Origin of the sequence: Shigella sonnei (assembly GCF_002950395.1) — a bacterium.
Lineage (GTDB): Bacteria > Pseudomonadota > Gammaproteobacteria > Enterobacterales > Enterobacteriaceae > ECMA0423.
In genome coordinates, this window is sequence record NZ_CP026802.1 from 996,377 (window position 1) to 1,018,307 (window position 21,931).

Annotated in this window: 19 protein-coding genes and 4 pseudogenes; 21 read left to right on the forward strand and 2 right to left on the reverse strand. The window is 52.0% G+C overall.

Annotated elements, in window-relative coordinates:
* The first annotated feature begins 11 nt into the window (after positions 1 to 11).
* A pseudogene (gene puuE, locus C1P89_RS05265) lies at positions 12 to 1,277 on the forward strand (4-aminobutyrate transaminase).
* A 117-nt stretch (positions 1,278 to 1,394) separates the two neighbouring features.
* On the opposite strand, the gene pspF reads toward puuE, so the two are convergent.
* Entirely contained in the window at positions 1,395 to 2,372 is a 978-nt protein-coding gene (gene pspF / locus C1P89_RS05270) for a phage shock protein operon transcriptional activator (protein WP_000852834.1), read from the reverse strand.
* 166 nt (positions 2,373 to 2,538) lie between these two features.
* Between pspF and pspA the strand changes: the two genes are divergently transcribed.
* The 17 genes and pseudogenes from pspA to ompG form a co-directional block, all read left to right on the forward strand.
* Positions 2,539 to 3,207, forward strand: coding sequence for a phage shock protein PspA (gene pspA / locus C1P89_RS05275; protein WP_000511025.1), 669 nt, complete (start codon positions 2,539 to 2,541; stop codon positions 3,205 to 3,207).
* A 53-nt stretch (positions 3,208 to 3,260) separates the two neighbouring features.
* On the forward strand, positions 3,261 to 3,485 hold the full coding sequence (gene pspB / locus C1P89_RS05280) for an envelope stress response membrane protein PspB (RefSeq protein WP_001274956.1): 225 nt from the start codon (positions 3,261 to 3,263) through the stop codon (positions 3,483 to 3,485).
* Positions 3,485 to 3,844, forward strand: coding sequence for an envelope stress response membrane protein PspC (gene pspC, locus C1P89_RS05285; RefSeq protein ID WP_000907387.1), 360 nt, complete (start codon positions 3,485 to 3,487; stop codon positions 3,842 to 3,844). Before pspB ends, pspC begins: the two co-directional genes overlap by 1 nt.
* A gap of 8 nt (positions 3,845 to 3,852) precedes the next feature.
* Positions 3,853 to 4,074: a phage shock protein PspD gene (gene pspD, locus C1P89_RS05290; RefSeq protein WP_001295585.1), complete on the forward strand. Its 222-nt coding sequence runs from the start codon at positions 3,853 to 3,855 to the stop codon at positions 4,072 to 4,074.
* Between the two features lie 74 nt (positions 4,075 to 4,148).
* Positions 4,149 to 4,463: a thiosulfate sulfurtransferase PspE gene (gene pspE / locus C1P89_RS05295; RefSeq protein WP_000473109.1), complete on the forward strand. Its 315-nt coding sequence runs from the start codon at positions 4,149 to 4,151 to the stop codon at positions 4,461 to 4,463.
* 211 nt (positions 4,464 to 4,674) lie between these two features.
* Positions 4,675 to 6,206, forward strand: a pseudogene (locus C1P89_RS05300) (alpha-amylase family glycosyl hydrolase).
* A 13-nt stretch (positions 6,207 to 6,219) separates the two neighbouring features.
* A complete protein-coding gene (locus C1P89_RS05305; RefSeq protein ID WP_000597437.1) occupies positions 6,220 to 7,530 on the forward strand; it encodes an ABC transporter substrate-binding protein in 1,311 nt (436 codons plus the stop codon).
* 20 nt (positions 7,531 to 7,550) lie between these two features.
* A complete protein-coding gene (locus C1P89_RS05310; RefSeq protein WP_001080790.1) occupies positions 7,551 to 8,432 on the forward strand; it encodes a carbohydrate ABC transporter permease in 882 nt (293 codons plus the stop codon).
* Complete coding sequence (locus C1P89_RS05315) at positions 8,419 to 9,261, forward strand: carbohydrate ABC transporter permease (protein ID WP_000224657.1); 843 nt, start codon at positions 8,419 to 8,421, stop codon at positions 9,259 to 9,261. The genes C1P89_RS05310 and C1P89_RS05315 overlap by 14 nt, the downstream gene beginning before the upstream one ends.
* Positions 9,262 to 9,291: 30 nt before the next feature.
* Positions 9,292 to 10,344, forward strand: coding sequence for a D-guloside 3-dehydrogenase (ycjQ, locus tag C1P89_RS05320; protein ID WP_000737359.1), 1,053 nt, complete (start codon positions 9,292 to 9,294; stop codon positions 10,342 to 10,344).
* A gap of 17 nt (positions 10,345 to 10,361) precedes the next feature.
* On the forward strand, positions 10,362 to 11,150 hold the full coding sequence (ycjR, locus tag C1P89_RS05325; RefSeq protein WP_000690237.1) for a 3-dehydro-D-guloside 4-epimerase: 789 nt from the start codon (positions 10,362 to 10,364) through the stop codon (positions 11,148 to 11,150).
* Positions 11,151 to 11,159: 9 nt separating this feature from the next.
* Positions 11,160 to 12,215, forward strand: a complete 1,056-nt coding sequence (gene ycjS, locus C1P89_RS05330) for a D-glucoside 3-dehydrogenase (RefSeq protein WP_005137030.1) — start codon at positions 11,160 to 11,162, stop codon at positions 12,213 to 12,215.
* Positions 12,212 to 14,479, forward strand: a complete 2,268-nt coding sequence (gene ycjT, locus C1P89_RS05335) for a kojibiose phosphorylase (protein ID WP_000198046.1) — start codon at positions 12,212 to 12,214, stop codon at positions 14,477 to 14,479. The genes ycjS and ycjT overlap by 4 nt, the downstream gene beginning before the upstream one ends.
* A complete protein-coding gene (gene pgmB, locus C1P89_RS05340) occupies positions 14,476 to 15,135 on the forward strand; it encodes a beta-phosphoglucomutase (protein ID WP_000775798.1) in 660 nt (219 codons plus the stop codon). Before ycjT ends, pgmB begins: the two co-directional genes overlap by 4 nt.
* Positions 15,136 to 15,148: 13 nt before the next feature.
* Positions 15,149 to 15,868 (forward strand): annotated as a pseudogene (locus tag C1P89_RS05345) (ABC transporter ATP-binding protein); the annotation flags it as partial.
* Positions 15,869 to 15,923: 55 nt separating this feature from the next.
* Positions 15,924 to 16,621, forward strand: a protein-coding gene (locus tag C1P89_RS05350; RefSeq protein WP_094096600.1) for an IS1-like element IS1A family transposase whose coding sequence is annotated in 2 segments (ribosomal slippage) — positions 15,924 to 16,173 and positions 16,173 to 16,621 — 699 coding nt in all. Because the reading frame shifts where the segments join, the coding sequence is not laid out codon by codon here.
* Positions 16,622 to 16,638: 17 nt separating this feature from the next.
* Positions 16,639 to 17,397, forward strand: a pseudogene (gene ompG / locus C1P89_RS05355) (monomeric porin OmpG); the annotation flags it as partial.
* A 110-nt stretch (positions 17,398 to 17,507) separates the two neighbouring features.
* On the opposite strand, the gene C1P89_RS05360 reads toward ompG, so the two are convergent.
* Entirely contained in the window at positions 17,508 to 18,506 is a 999-nt protein-coding gene (locus C1P89_RS05360) for a LacI family DNA-binding transcriptional regulator (RefSeq protein ID WP_000075378.1), read from the reverse strand.
* Positions 18,507 to 18,660: 154 nt separating this feature from the next.
* On the opposite strand from C1P89_RS05360, the gene C1P89_RS05365 reads away from it, so the two are divergent.
* From C1P89_RS05365 to C1P89_RS05375, 3 genes are all read left to right on the forward strand, one after another.
* Positions 18,661 to 20,058, forward strand: coding sequence for a YcjX family GTP-binding protein (locus C1P89_RS05365; RefSeq protein WP_000825793.1), 1,398 nt, complete (start codon positions 18,661 to 18,663; stop codon positions 20,056 to 20,058).
* Positions 20,055 to 21,116: a YcjF family protein gene (locus C1P89_RS05370; protein ID WP_000138707.1), complete on the forward strand. Its 1,062-nt coding sequence runs from the start codon at positions 20,055 to 20,057 to the stop codon at positions 21,114 to 21,116. The genes C1P89_RS05365 and C1P89_RS05370 overlap by 4 nt, the downstream gene beginning before the upstream one ends.
* A 65-nt stretch (positions 21,117 to 21,181) precedes the next feature.
* A protein-coding gene (locus C1P89_RS05375; RefSeq protein ID WP_094096600.1) for an IS1-like element IS1A family transposase occupies positions 21,182 to 21,879 on the forward strand; the annotation gives its coding sequence in 2 pieces (ribosomal slippage) (positions 21,182 to 21,431 and positions 21,431 to 21,879; 699 coding nt in all).
* Positions 21,880 to 21,931 lie beyond the last annotated feature (52 nt).

Consider the following 21,931-nt stretch of genomic DNA (forward strand, 5'->3'; position numbering starts at 1 on the left):
AGGTGTGAAACATGAGCAACAATGAATTCCATCAGCGTCGTCTTTCTGCTACCCCACGCGGGGTTGGCGTGATGTGTAACTTCTTCGCCCAGTCGGCTGAAAACGCTACTCTGAAGGATGTTGAGGGCAACGAGTACATCGATTTCGCCGCAGGCATTGCGGTGCTGAATACCGGACATCGCCACCCTGATCTGGTCGCGGCGGTGGAGCAGCAACTGCAACAGTTTACCCACACCGCGTATCAGATTGTGCCGTATGAAAGCTACGTCACCCTGGCGGAGAAAATCAACGCCCTTGCCCCGGTGAGCGGGCAGGCCAAAACCGCGTTCTTCACTACCGGTGCGGAAGCGGTGGAAAACGCGGTGAAAATTGCTCGCGCCCATACCGGACGCCCTGGCGTGATTGCGTTTAGCGGTGGCTTCCACGGTCGTACATATATGACCATGGCGCTGACCGGAAAAGTTGCGCCGTACAAAATCGGCTTCGGCCCGTTCCCTGGTTCGGTGTATCACGTACCTTATCCGTCAGATTTACACGGCATTTCAACATAGGACTCCCTCGACGCCATCGAACGCTTGTTTAAATCAGACATCGAAGCGAAGCAGGTCGCGGCCATTATTTTCGAACCGGTGCAGGGCGAGGGCGGTTTCAACGTTGCGCCAAAAGAGCTGGTTGCCGCCATTCGCCGCCTGTGCGACGAGCACGGTATTGTGATGATTGCCGATGAAGTGCAAAGCGGCTTTGCGCGTACCGGTAAACTGTTTGCCATGGATCATTACGCCGATAAGCCGGACTTAATGACGATGGCGAAAAGCCTCGCGGGCGGGATGCCGCTTTCGGGCGTGGTCGGTAACGCGAATATTATGGACGCGCCCGCGCCGGGCGGGTTGGGTGGCACCTACGCCGGGAACCCGCTGGCGGTGGCTGCCGCGCACGCGGTGCTCAATATTATCAACAAAGAATCACTCTGCGAACGCGCGAATCAACTGGGCCAGCGTCTCAAAAACACGTTGATTGATGCCAAAGAAAGCGTTCCGGCCATTGCTGCGGTACGCGGCCTGGGGTCGATGATTGCGGCAGAGTTTAACGATCCGCAAACGGGCGAGCCGTCAGCGGCGATTGCACAGAAAATCCAGCAACGCGCGCTGGCGCAGGGGCTGCTCCTGCTGACCTGTGGCGCATACGGCAACGTGATTCGCTTCCTGTATCCGCTGACCATCCCGGATGCGCAATTCGATGCGGCAATGAAAATTTTGCAGGATGCGCTGAGCGATTAATAGCCCAACGCAATAATGTCTGATGCGCTGCGCTTATCAGGCCTGCAAACGACGTTGATTATGTATGCCGGATAAAGCGTTCACGCCGCATCCGGCGAATCGCATTGCCCAACTTCGCTAAATCTGGTGTTTTTTCAACAACGCGCGGAACTGATGGTAGGTTAACCCCAGCAATTCAGCTGCGCGCTTCTGGTTATATTTCCCCTTTTGCAAACTGAGTTGCAGCAACTCTTTTTCCTGCTGCATTTGAAACTCACGTAAATCCAGCGGCAGCGTCGGAAGCGAGGTGGTTTCTGAAACGGCGATAGCGTCTTCAGGCGGACGCCGTTTAAAGGGATCAATAATGATGTCATCAAGCGGATAATCGCTGGTGCCGTGGCGATACACTGAACGTTCCACCGCGTTTTTCAATTCACGAATATTTCCCGGCCAACGATAATTCAGCAATGTTTCTCTGGCGCGCTCCGTAAACCCCGGGAACAGAGGCAGCTTGATTTCCCGACACATCTGGATGGCAAAGTGTTCTGCCATCAACATTATGTCGCTTTCGCGCTCGCGCAGTGGTGGCAGTTGTACAACATCAAAAGCCAGTCGGTCGAGCAGGTCAGCGCGAAAAGTGCCTTCATTGACCATCGCCGGGAGATCGGCATTCGTCGCGCATACCAACCGCACATTCACCTGCAATGGCTGGCTGCCGCCAACGCGCTCCAGTTCACCGTACTCAATCACGCGCAATAATTTCTCCTGCACCATCATCGGTGCCGTAGCGAGTTCATCAAGAAATAGCGTACCGCCGTCGGCACGTTCAAATCTCCCTGGATGACGTTTTTGCGCACCGGTAAACGCCCCCGCTTCGTGACCAAACAGTTCGGAATCCAGCAGATTTTCATTTAACGCCGCGCAGTTAAGGGAAATAAACGGCCCTTGCCAACGGGAGGAGAGATAATGCAGGCGGCTGGCAATCAGCTCTTTACCGGTGCCGCGTTCGCCGATGATGAGCACCGGTTTGTCCAGCGGTGCGAGATGCGAAACCTGTTCCAGCACTTCGAGAAAGCTGTTCGCCTCACCAAGTAAATTATCTTTGTATTCGGCCATGATGAAATTCGCCACTTGTTAGTGTAATTCGCTAATTCATCCTGGCATGTTGCTGTTGATTCTTCAATCAGATCTTTATAAATCAAAAAGATAAAAAATTGGCACGCAAATTGTATTAACAGTTCAGCAGGACAATCCTGAACGCAGAAATCAAGAGGACAACATTATGGGTATTTTTTCTCGCTTTGCCGACATCGTGAATGCCAACATCAACGCTCTGTTAGAGAAAGCGGAAGATCCACAGAAACTGGTGCGTCTGATGATCCAGGAGATGGAAGATACACTGGTTGAAGTACGTTCTACTTCGGCGCGTGCGTTGGCAGAAAAGAAACAGCTGACTCGCCGTATTGAACAAGCGTCGGCGCGTGAAGTTGAATGGCAGGAAAAAGCCGAACTGGCGCTGCTGAAAGAGAGAGAGGATCTGGCACGTGCAGCGTTAATTGAAAAACAGAAACTGACCGATCTGATTAAGTCCCTGGAACATGAAGTGACGCTGGTGGACGATACGCTGGCACGCATGAAGAAAGAGATTGGCGAGCTGGAAAACAAATTGAGCGAAACACGCGCTCGCCAGCAGGCATTGATGTTACGTCATCAGGCGGCAAACTCGTCGCGCGATGTGCGTCGTCAGCTGGACAGTGGCAAACTGGATGAAGCAATGGCTCGTTTCGAATCTTTCGAACGTCGAATTGACCAGATGGAAGCGGAAGCAGAAAGCCACAGCTTCGGTAAACAAAAATCGCTGGACGATCAGTTTGCCGAACTGAAAGCCGATGATGCAATCAGCGAACAACTGGCACAATTAAAAGCCAAAATGAAGCAAGACAATCAATAATAACATCCAGGCGGCGTCCGAACGCGCCGCCGCTCATCGTCTAAGGAGTACTTATGAGCGCGCTATTTCTGGCTATTCCGTTAACCATTTTTGTGCTGTTTGTTTTACCGATCTGGTTATGGCTGCATTACAGCAATCGTTCTGGTCGCGATGAATTGTCGCAAAGTGAGCAGCAGCGATTAGCGCAACTGGCTGATGAAGCAAAACGGATGCGCGAACGTATTCAGGCGCTGGAATCTATTCTTGATGCAGAACATCCGAACTGGAGGGATCGCTAATGGCGGGCATTAATCTCAATAAAAAATTATGGCGTATTCCACAGCAGGGCATGGTCCGCGGCGTCTGCGCCGGGATTGCCAACTATTTTGATGTACCGGTAAAACTGGTGCGTATCCTGGTGGTGCTGTCGATTTTCTTCGGTCTGGCGCTGTTTACCCTGGTTGCTTACATCATTTTGTCATTTGCGCTTGATCCAATGCCGGACAACATGGCCTTTGGTGAGCAGCTACCTTCCAGCAGCGAATTGCTGGATGAAGTCGACCGTGAACTGGCGGCAAGTGAAACGCGTTTACGCGAGATGGAACGTTATGTCACTTCCGATACTTTCACGTTACGTAGCCGTTTCCGTCAACTGTGAGGAAAGTTATGAATACTCGCTGGCAACAGGCCGGGCAAAAGGTAAAGCCTGGTTTCAAATTAGCAGGCAAGCTGGTACTTCTTACCGCACTGCGCTATGGCCCGGCGGGTGTAGCGGGCTGGGCGATAAAATCAGTTGCTCGCCGACCGCTGAAAATGTTGCTGGCTGTGGCGCTGGAACCGCTGTTAAGTCGGGCTGCTAATAAACTGGCACAGCGTTATAAAAGGTGAGGGGAGTTTCGCAAAAATTGTTAAATCTCAGGCGTATAATGGATGGCAATTTTCATCCATAGAAGGACGCTTACATGTTTAAAAAAGGCTTACTTGCTCTGGCACTGGTGTTTTCACTGCCCGTTTTCGCCGCTGAACACTGGATCGATGTTCGTGTTCCAGAGCAGTATCAGCAAGAGCACGTTCAGGGGGCCATCAATATTCCCCTGAAGGAAGTGAAAGAGCGCATTGCCACCGCCGTTCCGGATAAAAACGACACCGTGAAAGTGTATTGCAATGCCGGACGCCAGTCAGGGCAAGCAAAAGAGATCCTTAGCGAGATGGGATATACCCACGTTGAGAACGCCGGTGGCCTGAAAGACATCGCAATGCCGAAGGTCAAAGGTTAAAAGAATTCACCATGAGCGGCGCTTATGCGCCGTTTTTTTTCTGTCACACCTTATTCACATCCCCATAGATTATTTGCGTCAGCTCACAAATACGCTTTTTCCCTGGTAAAAAATGATTTCCTGCGTGACTAAAACCCTTGTGCTCAATTGACAGTTTATTTTCTGCGGAGTAGTCTCTCGTTTCATGGGACCGCTACCACAAAAAGGCAACATGAAACAGAAAATTACGGATTACCTGGACGAAATCTACGGTGGAACATTTACCGCAACTCATTTACAGAAACTTGTAACGCGTCTTGAGAGTGCGAAACGATTAATTACACAGCGACGTAAAAAACACTGGGATGAAAGTGATGTCGTGTTAATTACCTATGCCGATCAATTTCACAGCAATGATTTAAAACCATTACCCACATTTAATCAGTTTTACCATCAATGGCTGCAAAGCATTTTTTCACATGTTCATTTATTACCTTTTTATCCATGTTCATCTGATGATGGGTTTTCGGTAATTGATTATCATCAGGTCGCCAGTGAAGCGGGGGAGTGGCAGGATATTCAGCAACTCGGTGAATGCAGTCATTTAATGTTTGATTTTGTCTGCAACCATATGTCGGCAAAAAGTGAATGGTTTAAAAACTATTTACAACAGCAGCCAGGTTTTGAAGATTTTTTTATTGCGGTTGATCCGCAAACCGATCTCAGCGCCGTCACTCGCCCGCGTGCGTTACCGTTATTAACGCCATTCCAGATGCGCGATCATTCAACGCGCCATTTATGGACCACCTTTAGTGACGATCAAATTGACCTGAATTACCGTAGCCCTGAAGTGTTGCTGGCGATGGTGGATGTTTTACTCTGTTACCTTGCGAAAGGTGCTGAGTATGTCCGCTTGGATGCCGTTGGCTTTATGTGGAAAGAGCCGGGAACAAGCTGCATCCATCTGGAAAAAACACATCTGATTATCAAACTGTTACGGTCGATTATTGATAACGTTGCGCCAGGTACAGTGATCATTACCGAGACCAATGTTCCGCATAAAGACAACATTGCTTACTTTGGCGCAGGCGATGACGAAGCACATATGGTGTACCAGTTCTCGCTGCCGCCACTGGTGCTGCATGCGGTGCAAAAACAGAACGTTGAGGCGCTTTGTGCGTGGGCGCAAAACCTGACACTACCTTCCAGCAACACCACCTGGTTTAACTTCCTCGCCTCTCACATATGGATGCGTTAAGCCGCCGTGAGAGTAGCGATGAAGAACGTTGCGCCAGGTTTATTCTCGCCCATGCGATTTTGTTAAGTTTCCCCGGTGTGCCAGCGATATATATTCAAAGTATTCTTGGCTCGCGTAATGATTACGCAGGTGTCGAAAAACTCGGATATAACCGTGCGATTAACCGTAAAAAATATCACAGTAAAGAGATAACCCGAGAACTGAACGATGAAGCTACATTAAGGCATGCGGTATATCATGAGTTGTCGCGTTTAATTACACTTCGTCGCAGCCATAACGAGTTTCATCCGGATAATAATTTTACCATCGATACGATTAATTCATCCGTAATGCGTATTCAAAGAAGTAACGCTGATGGTAATTGTCTGACTGGATTGTTTAATGTCAGTAAAAATATTCAGCATGTAAATATTACTAATCTGCATGGTCGGGATCTGATTAGTGAAGTTGATCTATTGGGTAATGAAATAACGCTGCGCCCCTGGCAGGTTATGTGGATTAAATAAAAAGGAACATCTCATGATTAAATCAAAAATCGTGCTGTTATCAGCACTGGTTTCCTGCGCCCTGATTTCAGGCTGTAAAGAAGAAAATAAAACCCATGTATCCATCGAATTTATGCATTCTTCGGTGGAGCAGGAGCGTCAGGCAGTTATCAGCAAATTGATTGCCCGTTTTGAAAAAGAAAACCCAGGTATCACCGTTAAACAAGTGCCCGTGGAAGAGGACGCTTATAACACCAAAGTCATCACCCTTTCACGTAGCGGCTCGCTGCCGGAAGTGATCGAAACCAGCCATGACTACGCCAAAGTTATGGATAAAGAGCAGCTTATCGATCGCAAGACGGTTGCCACGGTCATCAGCAACGTTGGTGAAGGCGCGTTTTACGATGGCGTACTGCGTATTGTGCGCACCGAAGATGGGAGTGCCTGGACCGGTGTTCCCGTCAGCGCCTGGATTGGCGGCATCTGGTATCGCAAAGATGTGCTGGCAAAAGCGGGGCTGGAGGAGCCGAAAAACTGGCAACAGCTACTGGACGTTGCACAGAAACTGAATGACCCGGCGAATAAAAAATACGGCATTGCGCTGCCTACAGCAGAAAGCGTGTTGACGGAACAATCCTTCTCCCAGTTTGCGTTATCCAACCAGGCTAACGTCTTTAACGCCGAAGGCAAAATCACCCTTGATACACCAGAGATGATGCAGGCACTGACCTATTACCGCGACCTTGCTGCCAACACTATGCCGGGTTCTAACGACATGCCGGGTTCTAACGACATCATGGAAGTGAAAGACGCCTTTATGAACGGCACCGCGCCGATGGCGATTTACTCCACCTATATCCTTCCGGCTGTAATTAAAGAAGGCGACCCGAAAAACGTCGGTTTCGTGGTGCCAACCGAGAAAAACTCTGCGGTCTACGGCATGTTGACCTCGCTGACCATTACCGCCGGGCAAAAGGCCGAAGAGACGGAAGCAGCAGAAAAATTTGTCACCTTTATGGAGCAGGCAGACAACATTGCCGACTGGGTGATGATGTCGCCAGGTGCTGCGCTGCCGGTGAATAAAGCGGTTGTCACTACCGCCACCTGGAAAGACAACGACGTTATTAAGGCGCTGGGTGAACTACCGAATCAGCTAATCGGTGAACTGCCAAATATTCAGGTCTTTGGCGCAGTAGGGGATAAAAACTTTACCCGCATGGGTGATGTGACGGGTTCTGGCGTGGTGAGCTCCATGGTGCATAACGTCACCGTGGGTAAAGCCGATCTCCCTGGCACGCTGCAAGCGAGCCAGAAAAAGCTGGATGAACTGATCGAACAGCACTAAACCCAGGACAGGAATCCGCAATGAACAGGCTTTTTTCAGGTCGTTCCGATATGCCCTTTGCGCTGCTGCTTCTCGCGCCCAGCTTATTACTGCTGGGTGGTCTGGTGGCCTGGCCAATGGTGTCGAATATCGAAATCAGTTTTTTACGTCTGCCGCTCAATCCCAACATCGAGTCAACCTTTGTTGGGGTGAGTAACTATGTGCGTATCCTCTCCGATCCCGGCTTCTGGCACTCGCTGTGGATGACGGTCTGGTATACCGCGCTGGTGGTGGCGGGCAGCACCGTGCTCGGGCTGGCAGTGGCGATGTTTTTCAACCGCGAGTTCCGCCTGCGCAAAACCGCGCGTTCGCTGGTGATCCTCTCCTACGTAACGCCGTCCATTTCGCTGGTGTTTGCCTGGAAATACATGTTCAACAACGGCTACGGCATTGTGAACTACCTCGGCGTCGATCTTCTGCATCTCTATGAGCAGGCACCGCTGTGGTTCGATAATCCGGGCAGTAGCTTTGTGCTGGTGGTGCTGTTCGCCATCTGGCGCTACTTCCCGTATGCCTTTATCTCGTTTCTGGCGATTTTGCAGACCATCGACAAATCGCTGTACGAAGCGGCAGAGATGGATGGCGCTAATGCCTGGCAGCGGTTTCGCATCGTCACGCTGCCCGCAATTATGCCGGTCCTGGCGACGGTGGTGACCCTGCGCACTATCTGGATGTTCTACATGTTTGCTGATGTTTATCTGCTGACCACCAAGGTCGATATTCTCGGCGTCTATCTCTACAAAACCGCCTTTGCCTTTAATGACTTAGGGAAAGCGGCGGCGATTTCGGTGGTGCTCTTCATCATTATTTTCGCTGTCATTCTGCTGACCAGGAAACGGGTGAACCTCAATGGCAACAAATAAACGCACACTCAGTCGCATCGGTTTTTACTGCGGGCTGGCGCTGTTTCTCATCATCACGCTGTTTCCATTTTTTGTGATGCTGATGACCTCGTTCAAGGGCGCGAAAGAGGCGATCTCACTGCATCCTACGCTGCTGCCGCAGCAGTGGACGCTGGAGCATTACGTCGACATTTTTAACCCGATGATTTTCCCGTTTGTCGACTACTTCCGTAACAGTCTGGTGGTGTCTGTGGTTTCATCCGTGGTGGCGGTATTCCTCGGCATTCTTGGGGCTTACGCGCTTTCCCGCCTGCGCTTTAAAGGTCGGATGACCATCAACGCCAGCTTTTACACGGTGTATATGTTCTCTGGCATTTTGCTGGTGGTGCCGCTGTTCAAAATCATCACCGCGCTGGGCATTTACGACACTGAGATGGCGCTGATCATCACCATGGTGACGCAAACTCTGCCCACCGCCGTGTTTATGCTGAAAAGCTACTTCGACACCATCCCCGATGAGATCGAAGAAGCGGCGATGATGGATGGCCTCAACCGTCTGCAAATTATCTTCCGCATCACCGTGCCGTTGGCGATGTCCGGGTTGATATCCGTGTTCGTCTACTGCTTTATGGTGGCGTGGAACGACTATCTGTTTGCGTCGATTTTCCTCTCCAGCGCCGGCAATTTCACCTTACCGGTGGGCCTGAACGCGCTGTTCAGTACGCCAGATTACATCTGGGGACGGATGATGGCGGCCTCACTGGTGACCGCATTGCCGGTGGTGATTATGTATGCGCTTTCGGAACGTTTTATTAAGAGTGGTTTGACCGCCGGTGGCGTGAAGGGCTAAAGCGGCCAGTTTCTTTACAAGGAGTTTTAAATGAAAAAGTTAGTAGCCACAGCACCGCGTGTTGCTGCGCTGGTTGAGTATGAAGATCGGGCGATTTTAGCTAATGAAGTGAAGGTCCGCGTGCGTTTCGGCGCACCGAAACACGGAACGGAAGTGGTCGACTTCCGCGCCGCCAGCCCGTTTATCGATGAAGACTTTAACGGCGAATGGCAGATGTTCACTCCGCGTCCGGCAGATGCGCCGCGCGGCATTGAGTTTGGCAAATTCCAGCTTGGAAACATGGTGGTTGGCGACATTATCGAGTGCGGCAGCGACGTTACCGACTACGCGGTGGGCGACAGCGTATGCGGCTACGGCCCGCTCTCCGAGACGGTCATCATTAACGCGGTGAATAACTACAAGCTGCGCAAAATGCCGGAAGGCAGCTCGTGGAAAAACGCCGTTTGTTACGACCCGGCGCAGTTTGCCATGAGCGGCGTGCGCGATGCCAACGTGCGCGTGGGTGATTTTGTTGTGGTGGTAGGGCTTGGCGCGATTGGTCAAATTGCCATTCAACTGGCTAAACGTGCTGGCGCGTCGGTCGTGATTGGCGTCGATCCTATCGCTCATCGCTGTGATATTGCCCGTCGCCACGGCGCGGATTTCTGCCTTAACCCCATTGGTACTGACGTAGGCAAAGAGATCAAAACGCTGACCGGCAAGCAGGGTGCCGATGTGATTATCGAAACCAGCGGCTATGCCGACGCGCTGCAATCGGCGTTCCGCGGTCTGGCCTACGGTGGCACCATCTCCTATGTTGCGTTTGCCAAACCATTTGCTGAAGGTTTTAACCTCGGACGCGAAGCGCATTTCAATAACGCCAAAATTGTTTTCTCCCGCGCGTGCAGCGAACCGAACCCGGATTATCCGCGCTGGAGCCGTAAGCGTATTGAAGAAACCTGCTGGGAACTGCTGATGAACGGTTATCTCAATTGCGAAGATTTAATCGACCCGGTAGTGACCTTTGCCAATAGCCCGGAAAGCTACATGCAGTATGTCGATCAGCATCCGGAACAGAGCATCAAAATGGGCGTTACGTTTTAATTCAAAGGAATGAAAAAATGAAAATAGGCACACAGAATCAGGCATTCTTTCCGGAAAACATTCTGGAGAAATTTCGTTATATCAAAGAGATGGGCTTCGATGGTTTTGAGATTGACGGCAAACTGCTGGTCAACAATCTCGAAGAAGTCAAAGCAGCAATCAAAGAAACCGGTTTACCGGTGACCACCGCCTGCGGTGGCTATGACGGTTGGATTGGCGACTTTATCGAAGAGCGTCGTCTTAATGGCTTAAAGCAGATCGAACGCATTCTCGAAGCGCTGGCAGAAGTGGGGGATAAAGGTATCGTCGTTCCGGCAGCGTGGGGCATGTTTACCTTCCGCTTACCGCCGATGACCTCGCCGCGTAGCCTGGACGGCGACCGCAAAATGGTGAGTGATTCCCTGCGCGTACTGGAACAGGTCGCCGCGCGTACCGGAACAGTGGTGTATCTCGAACCGTTAAACCGCTATCAGGATCATATGATCAACACCCTCGCCGATGCCCGCCGTTACATCGTCGAAAACGATCTTAAACATGTACAGATTATCGGCGATTTCTATCACATGAATATCGAAGAAGATAACCTGGCGCAGGCGCTGCATGACAACCGCGACCTGCTCGGTCATGTGCATATTGCGGATAACCATCGCTACCAGCCGGGCAGCGGCACCCTGGATTTCCACGCGCTGTTTGAACAGCTGCGCGCGGATAACTATCAGGGCTATGTAGTGTACGAAGGGCGTATCCGGGCGGAAGATCCTGCCCAGGCGTACCGTGATTCGTTGGCCTGGTTGCGTACCTGCTAAGAGGTCTTTGTGAAAAGTGCAATGACAAGCTCTCCGCTGCGGGTCGCGATAATAGGCGCAGGCCAGGTGGCGGATAAGGTTCATGCTTCGTACTACTGCACCCGCAACGATCTGGAACTGGTGGCTGTCTGTGACAGCCGCCTTTCCCAGGCGCAGGCGCTGGCAGAAAAATACGGGAATGCATCCGTGTGGGACGATCCGCAGGCCATGCTGCTGGCGGTGAAACCTGATGTGGTTAGCGTCTGCTCACCTAACCGTTTTCATTACGAACATACCCTGATGGCACTGGAAGCGGGCTGCCATGTGATGTGCGAAAAACCGCTCGCCATGACGCCAGAACAGGCGCGGGAAATGTGCGATACCGCGCGCAAACTGGGCAAGGTGCTGGCCTACGACTTTCACCATCGTTTTGCGCTCGATACGCAACAGCTGCGTGAACAGGTGACCAACGGCGTTTTGGGAGAGATTTACGTTACCACCGCCCGCGCCCTGCGTCGCTGCGGCGTTCCCGGCTGGGGTGTCTTTACCAATAAAGAACTGCAGGGTGGTGGCCCGCTGATCGACATCGGCATTCATATGCTGGATGCTGCGATGTATGTGCTGGGCTTTCCGGCGGTGAAAAGCGTGAATGCGCATAGCTTTCAAAAGATCGGCACGCAAAAGAGCTGTGGTCAATTTGGTGAGTGGGATCCGGCAACTTACAGCGTCGAAGATTCGCTGTTTGGCACCATTGAATTTCATAACGGCGGCATTCTGTGGCTGGAAACGTCATTTGCACTCAACATCCGCGAACAGTCGATTATGAACGTCAGCTTTTGTGGTGATAAAGCTGGTGCGACGCTGTTTCCAGCACATATCTACACCGATAACAACGGTGAATTAATGACGCTGATGCAACGGAAAATGGCAGACGACAACCGCCATTTGCGCAGCATGGAAGCCTTTATCAATCACGTACAGGGCAAGCCCGTGATGATAGCCGACGCCAAGCAGGGGTACATCATCCAGCAACTGGTGGCGGCGTTGTATCAATCCGCAGAAACAGGGACGCGTGTGGAATTATGACCAGGCCAGTAACGTTATCAGAACCCCATTTCAGCCAGCATACCCTGAACAAGTATGCATCGCTGATGGCGCAGGGGAACGGCTATCTTGGGCTTCGCGCCAGCCATGAAGAAGATTACACGCGCCAGACGCGAGGGATGTATCTGGCGGGGCTGTATCATCGGGCGGGAAAAGGTGAAATCAACGAACTGGTGAACCTGCCTGATGTCGTGGGGATGGAGATTGCCATAAATGGTGAGGTTTTCTCGTTATCCCGCGAAGCCTGGCAGCGTGAACTTGACTTTGCCAGTGGAGAATTACGCCGTAGCGTTGTCTGGCGTACCAGCAACGGCACAGGTTACACCATCGCCAGCCGTCGCTTTGTTTCGGCAGACCAACTGCCGCTCATTGTGCTGGAAATCACTATTACGCCACTGGACGCCGACGCGTCAGTGCTGATTTCAACAGGCATTGACGCCACGCAGACCAACCACGGTCGCCAGCATCTCGACGAAACCCAGGTGCGGGTGTTTGGTCAGCATTTGATGCAGGGGATCTACACCACCCAGGATGGACGCAGTGATGTGGCCATCAGCTGTTGCTGTAAGGTGAGCGGTGATGTGCAGCAATGCTATACCGCCAAAGAGCGCCGTTTACTGCAACATACCAGTGCGCAGCTTCATGCAGGCGAGACAGTGACGTTGCAAAAACTGGTGTGGATCGACTGGCGGGATGACAGGCAAGCCGTTTTAGACGAGTGGGGCAGCGCGTCGCTTCGCCAGCTTGAAATGTGCGCGCAGCAGAGTTACGACCAACTTCTTGCAGTATCAACAGAAAACTGGCGTCAATGGTGGCAGAAACGTCGTATCACGGTAAATGGCGGCGAAGCGCACGATCAGCAAGCGTTAGATTATGCGCTTTATCATCTGCGCATCATGACGCCTGCCCACGACGAGCGCAGCAGCATTGCGGCAAAAGGCTTAACCGGCGAAGGCTACAAAGGCCACGTTTTCTGGGATACAGAAGTATTTTTGTTACCGTTTCATCTGTTTAGCGATCCGACGGTTGCCCGAAGTTTACTGCGTTATCGCTGGCACAACTTGCCAGGCGCGCAGGAGAAAGCGCGACGCAACGGCTGGCAGGGCGCGCTATTTCCGTGGGAAAGCGCGCGCAGCGGCGAAGAAGAGACGCCGGAATTTGCCGCCATTAACATTCGCACCGGGCTGCGGCAAAAAGTGGCCTCGGCGCAGGCGGAACATCATCTGGTGGCCGATATCGCCTGGGCGGTTATTCAATACTGGCAGACCACGGGGGATGAAAGTTTCATTGCGCATGAAGGCATGGCGCTACTTCTGGAAACTGCAAAGTTCTGGATTAGCCGCGCGGTGAGGGTTAACGACCGTCTGGAAATTCATGATGTTATTGGGCCTGACGAATATACCGAACATGTCAATAATAACGCCTTCACCAGCTATATGGCGTATTACAACGTCCAGCAGGCGCTGAGTATTGCCCGCCAGTTTGGCTGTAGCGACGACGCGTTTATTCATCGTGCCGAAATGTTCCTTAAAGAACTGCGGCTGCCAGAAATTCAGCCCGACGGCGTTTTGCCGCAGGATGATTCGTTTATGGCTAAGCCGGCGATTAATCTTGCGAAATACAAAGCGGCGGCGGGGAAGCAAACCATTCTGCTGGATTATTCACGCGCAGAAGTGAACGAGATGCAAATCCTCAAACAAGCTGATGTGGTGATGCTCAATTACATGCTGCCGGAGCAGTTCTCAGCGGCATCGTGTCTTGCCAATCTGCAATTTTATGAACCGCGCACTATTCACGACTCGTCATTAAGTAAAGCAATCCACGGCATTGTTGCCGCACGCTGTGGCCTGCTGACCCAAAGTTATCAGTTCTGGCGCGAGGGGACTGAAATCGATCTTGGTGCTGATCCGCATAGTTGTGATGATGGTATCCATGCTGCCGCAACTGGCGCTATCTGGCTGGGGGCGATTCAGGGTTTTGCCGGGGTGAGCGTGCGTGACGGTGAATTGCATCTCAATCCGGCGTTACCTGAGCAGTGGCAACAGTTGTCTTTCCCTCTGTTCTGGCAGGGCTGCGAATTACAGGTCACTCTTGACGCGCAGCGTATTGCGATTCGAACTTCTGCCCCCGTTTCACTGCGTTTGAACGGTCAGCTTATATCCGTGGCTGAAGAATCTGTTTTCTGTTTGGGTGATTTTATTTTGCCCTTCAATGGGACCGCTGCCACACATCAGGAGGATGAATGAAACTGCAAGGGGTAATTTTCGATCTGGATGGTGTAATCACCGATACCGCGCATCTGCATTTCCAGGCGTGGCAGCAGATTGCCGCTGAAATTGGCATCAGCATTGATGCGCAGTTTAACGAATCCCTAAAAGGGATCAGCCGCGATGAGTCTCTGCGGCGCATTCTGCAACACGGGGGCAAAGAGGGCGACTTTAACTCGCAGGAGAGGGCGCAACTGGCGTATCGCAAAAATCTGCTCTATGTCCACTCATTGCGCGAGTTGACGGTCAACGCTGTTCTACCCGGCATTCGCTCTTTGCTGGCAGATCTCCGCGCACAACAGATCTCGGTAGGGCTGGCTTCTGTCTCCCTCAATGCGCCGACGATTTTAGATGCACTGGAGCTGCGTGAGTTTTTCACCTTCTGCGCGGATGCTTCCCAACTTAAAAACTCGAAACCGGATCCGGAAATCTTTCTCGCTGTCTGTGCCGGGCTGGGCGTGCCGCCGCAGGCATGTATCGGCATTGAAGATGCGCAGGCGGGCATTGACGCCATTAACGCCAGCGGTATGCGCTCGGTGGGGATCGGCGCGGGCATAACCGGGGCGCAATTACTATTGCCTTCAACGGACTCCCTGACCTGGTCGCGGTTATCGGCCTTCTGGCAAAACGTATAGCAAAGGAATCAACATGGCTCAGCTTTCGTTACAACATATTCAAAAAATCTACGATAACCAGGTGCATGTGGTGAAGGACTTCAACCTGGAAATTGCCGATAAAGAGTTCATCGTGTTTGTCGGTCCGTCAGGCTGCGGTAAGTCGACCACCCTGCGCATGATTGCCGGGCTTGAGGAGATCAGCGGCGGCGATCTGTTGATCGACGGCAAACGAATGAATGACGTTCCAGCCAAAGCACGCAATATAGCGATGGTGTTCCAGAACTACGCGTTGTATCCGCATATGACGGTTTACGACAACATGGCGTTTGGCCTGAAGATGCAAAAAATCGCCAAAGAGGTGATTGATGAGCGGGTGAACTGGGCGGCGCAAATTCTCGGCCTGCGTGAGTACCTGAAACGCAAGCCGGGCGCGCTTTCCGGCGGGCAACGCCAGCGTGTGGCGCTCGGGCGGGCGATTGTGCGCGAAGCGGGCGTGTTTTTAATGGATGAACCGCTCTCTAACCTTGATGCCAAGCTGCGCGTGCAAATGCGCGCAGAGATCAGCAAGCTGCACCAGAAGCTGAATACCACCATGATCTACGTGACCCACGATCAGACCGAAGCGATGACCATGGCGACGCGGATTGTGATTATGAAGGATGGGATTGTTCAGCAAGTTGGTGCGCCGAAAACGGTTTATAACCAACCAGCGAATATGTTTGTTGCCGGATTTATTGGATCATCGGCGATGGGTGATGCTGCCAACTTACTGATTTAGTGTATGATGGTGTTTTTGAGGTGCTCCAGTGGCTTCTGTTTCTATCAGCTGTCCCTCCTGTTCAGCTACTGACGGGGTGGTGCGTAACGGCAAAAGCACTGCCGGACATCAGCGCTATCTCTGCTCTCACTGCCGTAAAACATGGCAACTGCAGTTCACTTACACCGCTTCTCAACCCGGTACGCACCAGAAAATCATTGATATGGCCATGAATGGCGTTGGATGCCGGGCAACTGCACGCATTATGGGCGTTGGCCTCAACACGATTTTACGTCACTTAAAAAACTCAGGCCGCAGTCGGTAACCTCGCGCATACAGCCGGGCAGTGACGTCATCGTCTGCGCGGAAATGGACGAACAGTGGGGCTATGTCGGGGCTAAATCGCGCCAGCGCTGGCTGTTTTACGCGTATGACAGTCTCCGGAAGACGGTTGTTGCGCACGTATTCGGTGAACGCACTATGGCGACGCTGGGGCGTCTTATGAGCCTGCTGTCACCCTTTGACGTGGTGATATGGATGACGGATGGCTGGCCGCTGTATGAATCCCGCCTGAAGGGAAAGCTGCACGTAATCAGCAAGCGATATACGCAGCGAATTGAGCGGCATAACCTGAATCTGAGGCAGCACCTGGCACGGCTGGGACGGAAGTCGCTGTCGTTCTCAAAATCGGTGGAGCTGCATGACAAAGTCATCGGGCATTATCTGAACATAAAACACTATCAATAAGTTGGAGTCATTACCGGCTGGCGGAGCCTTCAGTCTATTTTAATGCCGCCAACGGGCCGTGGAGAATTGCTCTGGCCTATTATCAGGAAGGGCCGGTAGATTATAGCGCGGGTAAACGTGGAACGTGGTTTGATCGCCCGGAGCTGGAGGTGCATTATCAGTTCCTCGAAAACGATGATTTCAGTTTCGGCCTGACCGGCGGTTTCCGTAATTATGGTTATCACTACGTTGATGAACCGGGTAAAGACACGGCGAATATGCAGCGCTGGAAAATCGCGCCAGACTGGGATGTGAAACTGACTGACGATTTACGTTTCAACGGTTGGTTGTCGATGTATAAATTTGCCAACGATCTGAACACTACCGGTTACGCTGATACCCGTGTCGAAACGGAAACAGGTCTGCAATATACCTTCAACGAAACGGTTGCCTTGCGAGTGAACTATTATCTCGAGCGCGGCTTCAATATGGACGACAGCCGCAATAACGGTGAGTTTTCCACGCAAGAAATTCGCGCCTATTTGCCGCTGACGCTCGGCAACCACTCGGTGACGCCGTATACGCGCATTGGGCTGGATCGCTGGAGTAACTGGGACTGGCAGGATGATATTGAACGTGAAGGCCATGATTTTAACCGTGTAGGTTTATTTTACGGTTATGATTTCCAGAACGGACTTTCCGTTTCGCTGGAATACGCGTTTGAGTGGCAGGATCACGACGAAGGAGACAGTGATAAATTCCATTATGCAGGTGTCGGCGTAAATTACTCGTTCTGATAATGGGCTAAATTGCCGGATGCGGCGCGAGTACTTTATCCGATCTATAAATGTAGGCCGGATAAGATGCGCTAGCATCGCATCCGGCATTCAGGCAAGGTAGCTGGTATTTATTTCAGCGTCATATGCGTGGCAACGGTAATATTCTGTGGTGACGGTTTTCCAGAAATTAAGCGGAATAATAACTCGCAGCTTTGTTGACCTAACTCCTGCGTCGGAACATCGATGCCGCCCGGTGCAGGCGTTAATATAAACGACAGCGTTTCATTACTATAACCCACCACCGCTAACTGCTGCGGAATAGCAATATTTTTCTCTGCTGCCGCACGATAAATACTCATTAATTTCAGACTGTCAGTGGCAAACACCGCCTCAGGCAACGGTGACTGGCTTAATAATTCTCTCGCGGCTTGCAGTGCTGTTTCATGGGTATAACCACCGTCAACAATCCATTCATCACGCACTGCAATATTATGCGCAGCCAGGCTCTGCTTATAACCATTTACCCGATCCACTGAAACATGGACATCAAGCGGAGCATGCAGGCAGGCAATATTTTGATGCCCACTTTCAATTAATGCATCGGTCAACGCAATGCTGTCGCCAAAATTATCGGTATCGACAGAATAAACATGGGCATATTGACCTTCAACTTTGCCAATCACCACCACCGGAATATCGTATTTATCGAGTTGGGCAAAAAATGACTCATCCGCTGGCGAACTTAGCATAATAATGCCTTTAATCATTTTCTGCTTAATTTTGCTTTCACATTTTTGTAAGTCTTCTGCCGGGTTGTGCGACGTCTGCAATATCACGTCGAAACCTTCTTCTTCAGCTTTGGCGGTGATGGCATGCAAAACTTCAGAGAAAAACGGATTACCCGCCGTAGTTTTGGTCGAACGGGTAGAAATCACCATAATGGCATCAAAACCCGAAGAGGTCAGCGCGCGGGCTAGCTTGTTTGGCTGATACTGTAATTCTTCAATGGCCCGTAACACTTTTTCGCGCGCTTCCGGGGAGATATTAGTTTGCTTATTCAGCACGCGTGATACGGTGGATTTTGATACGCCTGCAACCCTGGCAATATCATAAATAGTAGGGGACATAGGTCAGGAACTCCGTCCGAACGTGAATGCTGCACATCTTATGGAGTTCGCCCGTCGATGACAACACGGGCAGTTGATAATCAATGGCCTGGCCCCCACATTCATATCCTTACGAATGATTTTTTTCTGGTCTTCAGAGCAGCACAGGACAGCAATGAAGCGACTTAAAAATGAACTTAATGCGCTGGTGAATCGGGGTGTCGACAGACATCTGCGCCTCGCCGTAACCGGACTAAGCCGCAGCGGCAAAACAGCGTTTATCACTGCGATGGTCAATCAGTTGCTCAATATTCACGCCGGAGCACGCTTGCCGCTGTTAAGCGCGGTGCGTGAAGAGCGCCTGCTGGGCGTAAAACGCATTCCTCAGCGTGACTTTGGCATTCCGCGCTTCACCTATGATGAAGGACTGGCGCAGTTATATGGCGATCCTCCCGCCTGGCCGACGCCTACGCGCGGCGTCAGTGAAATCCGCCTGGCGCTACGTTTTAAATCGAACGATTCGCTGCTACGCCACTTCAAAGACACCTCCACGCTGTATCTGGAGATTGTGGATTATCCCGGCGAATGGTTGCTCGACCTGCCGATGCTGGCGCAGGACTATTTAAGCTGGTCACGCCAGATGACGGGCTTACTCAATGGTCAGCGCGGCGAATGGTCGGTCAAATGGCGAATGATGTGCGAAGGGCTGGACCCGCTAGCACCTGCCGACGAAAACCGGCTGGCAGACATTGCCGCCGCGTGGACCGATTATCTCCACCACTGTAAACAGCAGGGGCTGCACTTTATTCAGCCAGGGCGCTTTGTCTTGCCAGGAGATATGGCAGGTGCGCCCGCGCTGCAATTCTTCCCGTGGCCGGATGTCGATACCTGGGGCGAGTCCAAACTGGCGCAGGCCGATAAGCACACCAATGCCGGAATGCTGCGCGAGCGGTTTAATTATTACTGCGAGAAGGTGGTGAAGGGGTTCTATAAGAATCATTTTCTGCGCTTTGACCGCCAGATTGTGCTGGTGGATTGCCTGCAACCTCTCAACAGTGGGCCACAGGCATTTAATGATATGCGTCTGGCACTGACGCAGCTGATGCAAAGTTTCCACTACGGGCAGCGCACGCTCTTTCGCCGCTTATTCTCGCCGGTTATCGACAAACTGCTGTTTGCCGCAACGAAAGCGGACCATGTAACGGTCGATCAGCACGCCAATATGGTTTCATTACTGCAACAACTGATTCAGGATGCCTGGCAAAATGCGGCGTTTGAAGGGATTAGTATGGATTGCCTGGGGCTGGCCTCGGTGCAGGCGACCACCAGCGGCATTATTGATGTCAACGGCGAGAAAATTCCGGCATTGCGCGGTAATCGGCTCAGCGATGGTGCGCCTCTCACCGTTTACCCCGGTGAAGTTCCTGCGCGTTTGCCCGGTCAGGCGTTCTGGGACAAGCAAGGGTTCCAGTTTGAAGCGTTTCGCCCGCAGGTGATGGATGTCGACAAACCGCTGCCGCATATTCGTCTTGATGCCGCGCTGGAATTTTTAATAGGAGATAAATTGCGATGACCGAACCGTTAAAACCACGTATTGATTTCGACGGTCCGCTGGAGGTCGATCAGAATCCAAAATTCAGGGCGCAGCAGACCTTTGACGAAAATCAGGCGCAAAATTTTGCCCCGGCCACGCTCGATGAAGCGCCTGAAGAAGAGGGGCAAGTTGAAGCGGTAATGGATGCAGCGTTACGTCCGAAACGCAGCCTGTGGCGCAAAATGGTGATGGGCGGGCTGGCTCTGTTTGGCGCAAGTGTTGTCGGGCAGGGTGTACAGTGGACAATGAATGCCTGGCAAACCCAGGACTGGGTAGCGCTGGGTGGATGTGCCGCTGGGGCATTGATTATCGGCGCTGGCGTAGGTTCTGTGGTAACAGAGTGGCAGTGCTTATGGTGCTTGCGACAGCGCGCCCATGAACGCGACGAAGCGCGTGATTTATTGCATAGCCACGGCACGGGCAAAGGCCGCGCATTTTGCGAAAAACTGGCGCAGCAGGCGGGTATTGATCAGTCGCATCCGGCGCTGCAACGCTGGTATGCCTCAATCCATGAAACGCAAAACGACCGTGAAGTGGTCAGCCTGTATGCGCATTTGGTCCAGCCAGTTTTAGATGCCCAGGCGCGGCGCGAAATCAGCCGTTCGGCGGCGGAATCAACGTTGATGATTGCGGTCAGCCCGCTGGCGTTGGTCGATATGGCGTTTATCGCCTGGCGCAATCTGCGTTTAATTAATCGCATCGCCACGCTGTATGGCATTGAACTGGGGTATTACAGCCGTTTGCGTCTGTTTAAGCTGGTATTGCTGAATATCGCTTTTGCCGGAGCCAGCGAACTGGTGCGCGAAGTGGGGATGGACTGGATGTCGCAAGATCTCGCTGCTCGTTTGTCTACCCGCGCAGCTCAGGGGATTGGTGCAGGACTTCTGACGGCACGACTCGGGATTAAAGCTATGGAGCTTTGCCGCCCGCTGCCGTGGATTGACGATGACAAACCTCGCCTCGGGGATTTCCGTCGTCAGCTTATCGGTCAGGTGAAAGAAACACTGCAAAAAGGCAAAACACCCAGCGAAAAATAATGCAATATCGGGTGATGCTGCCAACTTACTGATTTAGTGTATGATGGTGTTTTTGAGGTGCTCCAGTGGCTTCTGTTTCTATCAGCTGTCCCTCCTGTTCAGCTACTGACGGGGTGGTGCGTAACGGCAAAAGCACTGCCGGACATCAGCGCTATCTCTGCTCTCACTGCCGTAAAACATGGCAACTGCAGTTCACTTACACCGCTTCTCAACCCGGTACGCACCAGAAAATCATTGATATGGCCATGAATGGCGTTGGATGCCGGGCAACTGCACGCATTATGGGCGTTGGCCTCAACACGATTTTACGTCACTTAAAAAACTCAGGCCGCAGTCGGTAACCTCGCGCATACAGCCGGGCAGTGACGTCATCGTCTGCGCGGAAATGGACGAACAGTGGGGCTATGTCGGGGCTAAATCGCGCCAGCGCTGGCTGTTTTACGCGTATGACAGTCTCCGGAAGACGGTTGTTGCGCACGTATTCGGTGAACGCACTATGGCGACGCTGGGGCGTCTTATGAGCCTGCTGTCACCCTTTGACGTGGTGATATGGATGACGGATGGCTGGCCGCTGTATGAATCCCGCCTGAAGGGAAAGCTGCACGTAATCAGCAAGCGATATACGCAGCGAATTGAGCGGCATAACCTGAATCTGAGGCAGCACCTGGCACGGCTGGGACGGAAGTCGCTGTCGTTCTCAAAATCGGTGGAGCTGCATGACAAAGTCATCGGGCATTATCTGAACATAAAACACTATCAATAAGTTGGAGTCATTACCCAATATCGGGTGCTGACCGGATATCTTTACGCCGAAG

What these genes read in the sequence shown, in the direction of transcription:
- pspF (WP_000852834.1), bottom strand. Translation starts at nt 2,372, where the DNA reads ATGGCCGAATACAAAGATAATTTACTTGGTGAGGCGAACAGCTTTCTC.
- pspA (WP_000511025.1), top strand. Translation starts at nt 2,539, where the DNA reads ATGGGTATTTTTTCTCGCTTTGCCGACATCGTGAATGCCAACATCAAC.
- pspB (WP_001274956.1), top strand. Translation starts at nt 3,261, where the DNA reads ATGAGCGCGCTATTTCTGGCTATTCCGTTAACCATTTTTGTGCTGTTT.
- pspC (WP_000907387.1), top strand. Translation starts at nt 3,485, where the DNA reads ATGGCGGGCATTAATCTCAATAAAAAATTATGGCGTATTCCACAGCAG.
- pspD (WP_001295585.1), top strand. Translation starts at nt 3,853, where the DNA reads ATGAATACTCGCTGGCAACAGGCCGGGCAAAAGGTAAAGCCTGGTTTC.
- pspE (WP_000473109.1), top strand. Translation starts at nt 4,149, where the DNA reads ATGTTTAAAAAAGGCTTACTTGCTCTGGCACTGGTGTTTTCACTGCCC.
- C1P89_RS05305 (WP_000597437.1), top strand. Translation starts at nt 6,220, where the DNA reads ATGATTAAATCAAAAATCGTGCTGTTATCAGCACTGGTTTCCTGCGCC.
- C1P89_RS05310 (WP_001080790.1), top strand. Translation starts at nt 7,551, where the DNA reads ATGAACAGGCTTTTTTCAGGTCGTTCCGATATGCCCTTTGCGCTGCTG.
- C1P89_RS05315 (WP_000224657.1), top strand. Translation starts at nt 8,419, where the DNA reads ATGGCAACAAATAAACGCACACTCAGTCGCATCGGTTTTTACTGCGGG.
- ycjQ (WP_000737359.1), top strand. Translation starts at nt 9,292, where the DNA reads ATGAAAAAGTTAGTAGCCACAGCACCGCGTGTTGCTGCGCTGGTTGAG.
- ycjR (WP_000690237.1), top strand. Translation starts at nt 10,362, where the DNA reads ATGAAAATAGGCACACAGAATCAGGCATTCTTTCCGGAAAACATTCTG.
- ycjT (WP_000198046.1), top strand. Translation starts at nt 12,212, where the DNA reads ATGACCAGGCCAGTAACGTTATCAGAACCCCATTTCAGCCAGCATACC.
- pgmB (WP_000775798.1), top strand. Translation starts at nt 14,476, where the DNA reads ATGAAACTGCAAGGGGTAATTTTCGATCTGGATGGTGTAATCACCGAT.
- C1P89_RS05360 (WP_000075378.1), bottom strand. Translation starts at nt 18,506, where the DNA reads ATGTCCCCTACTATTTATGATATTGCCAGGGTTGCAGGCGTATCAAAA.
- C1P89_RS05365 (WP_000825793.1), top strand. Translation starts at nt 18,661, where the DNA reads ATGAAGCGACTTAAAAATGAACTTAATGCGCTGGTGAATCGGGGTGTC.
- C1P89_RS05370 (WP_000138707.1), top strand. Translation starts at nt 20,055, where the DNA reads ATGACCGAACCGTTAAAACCACGTATTGATTTCGACGGTCCGCTGGAG.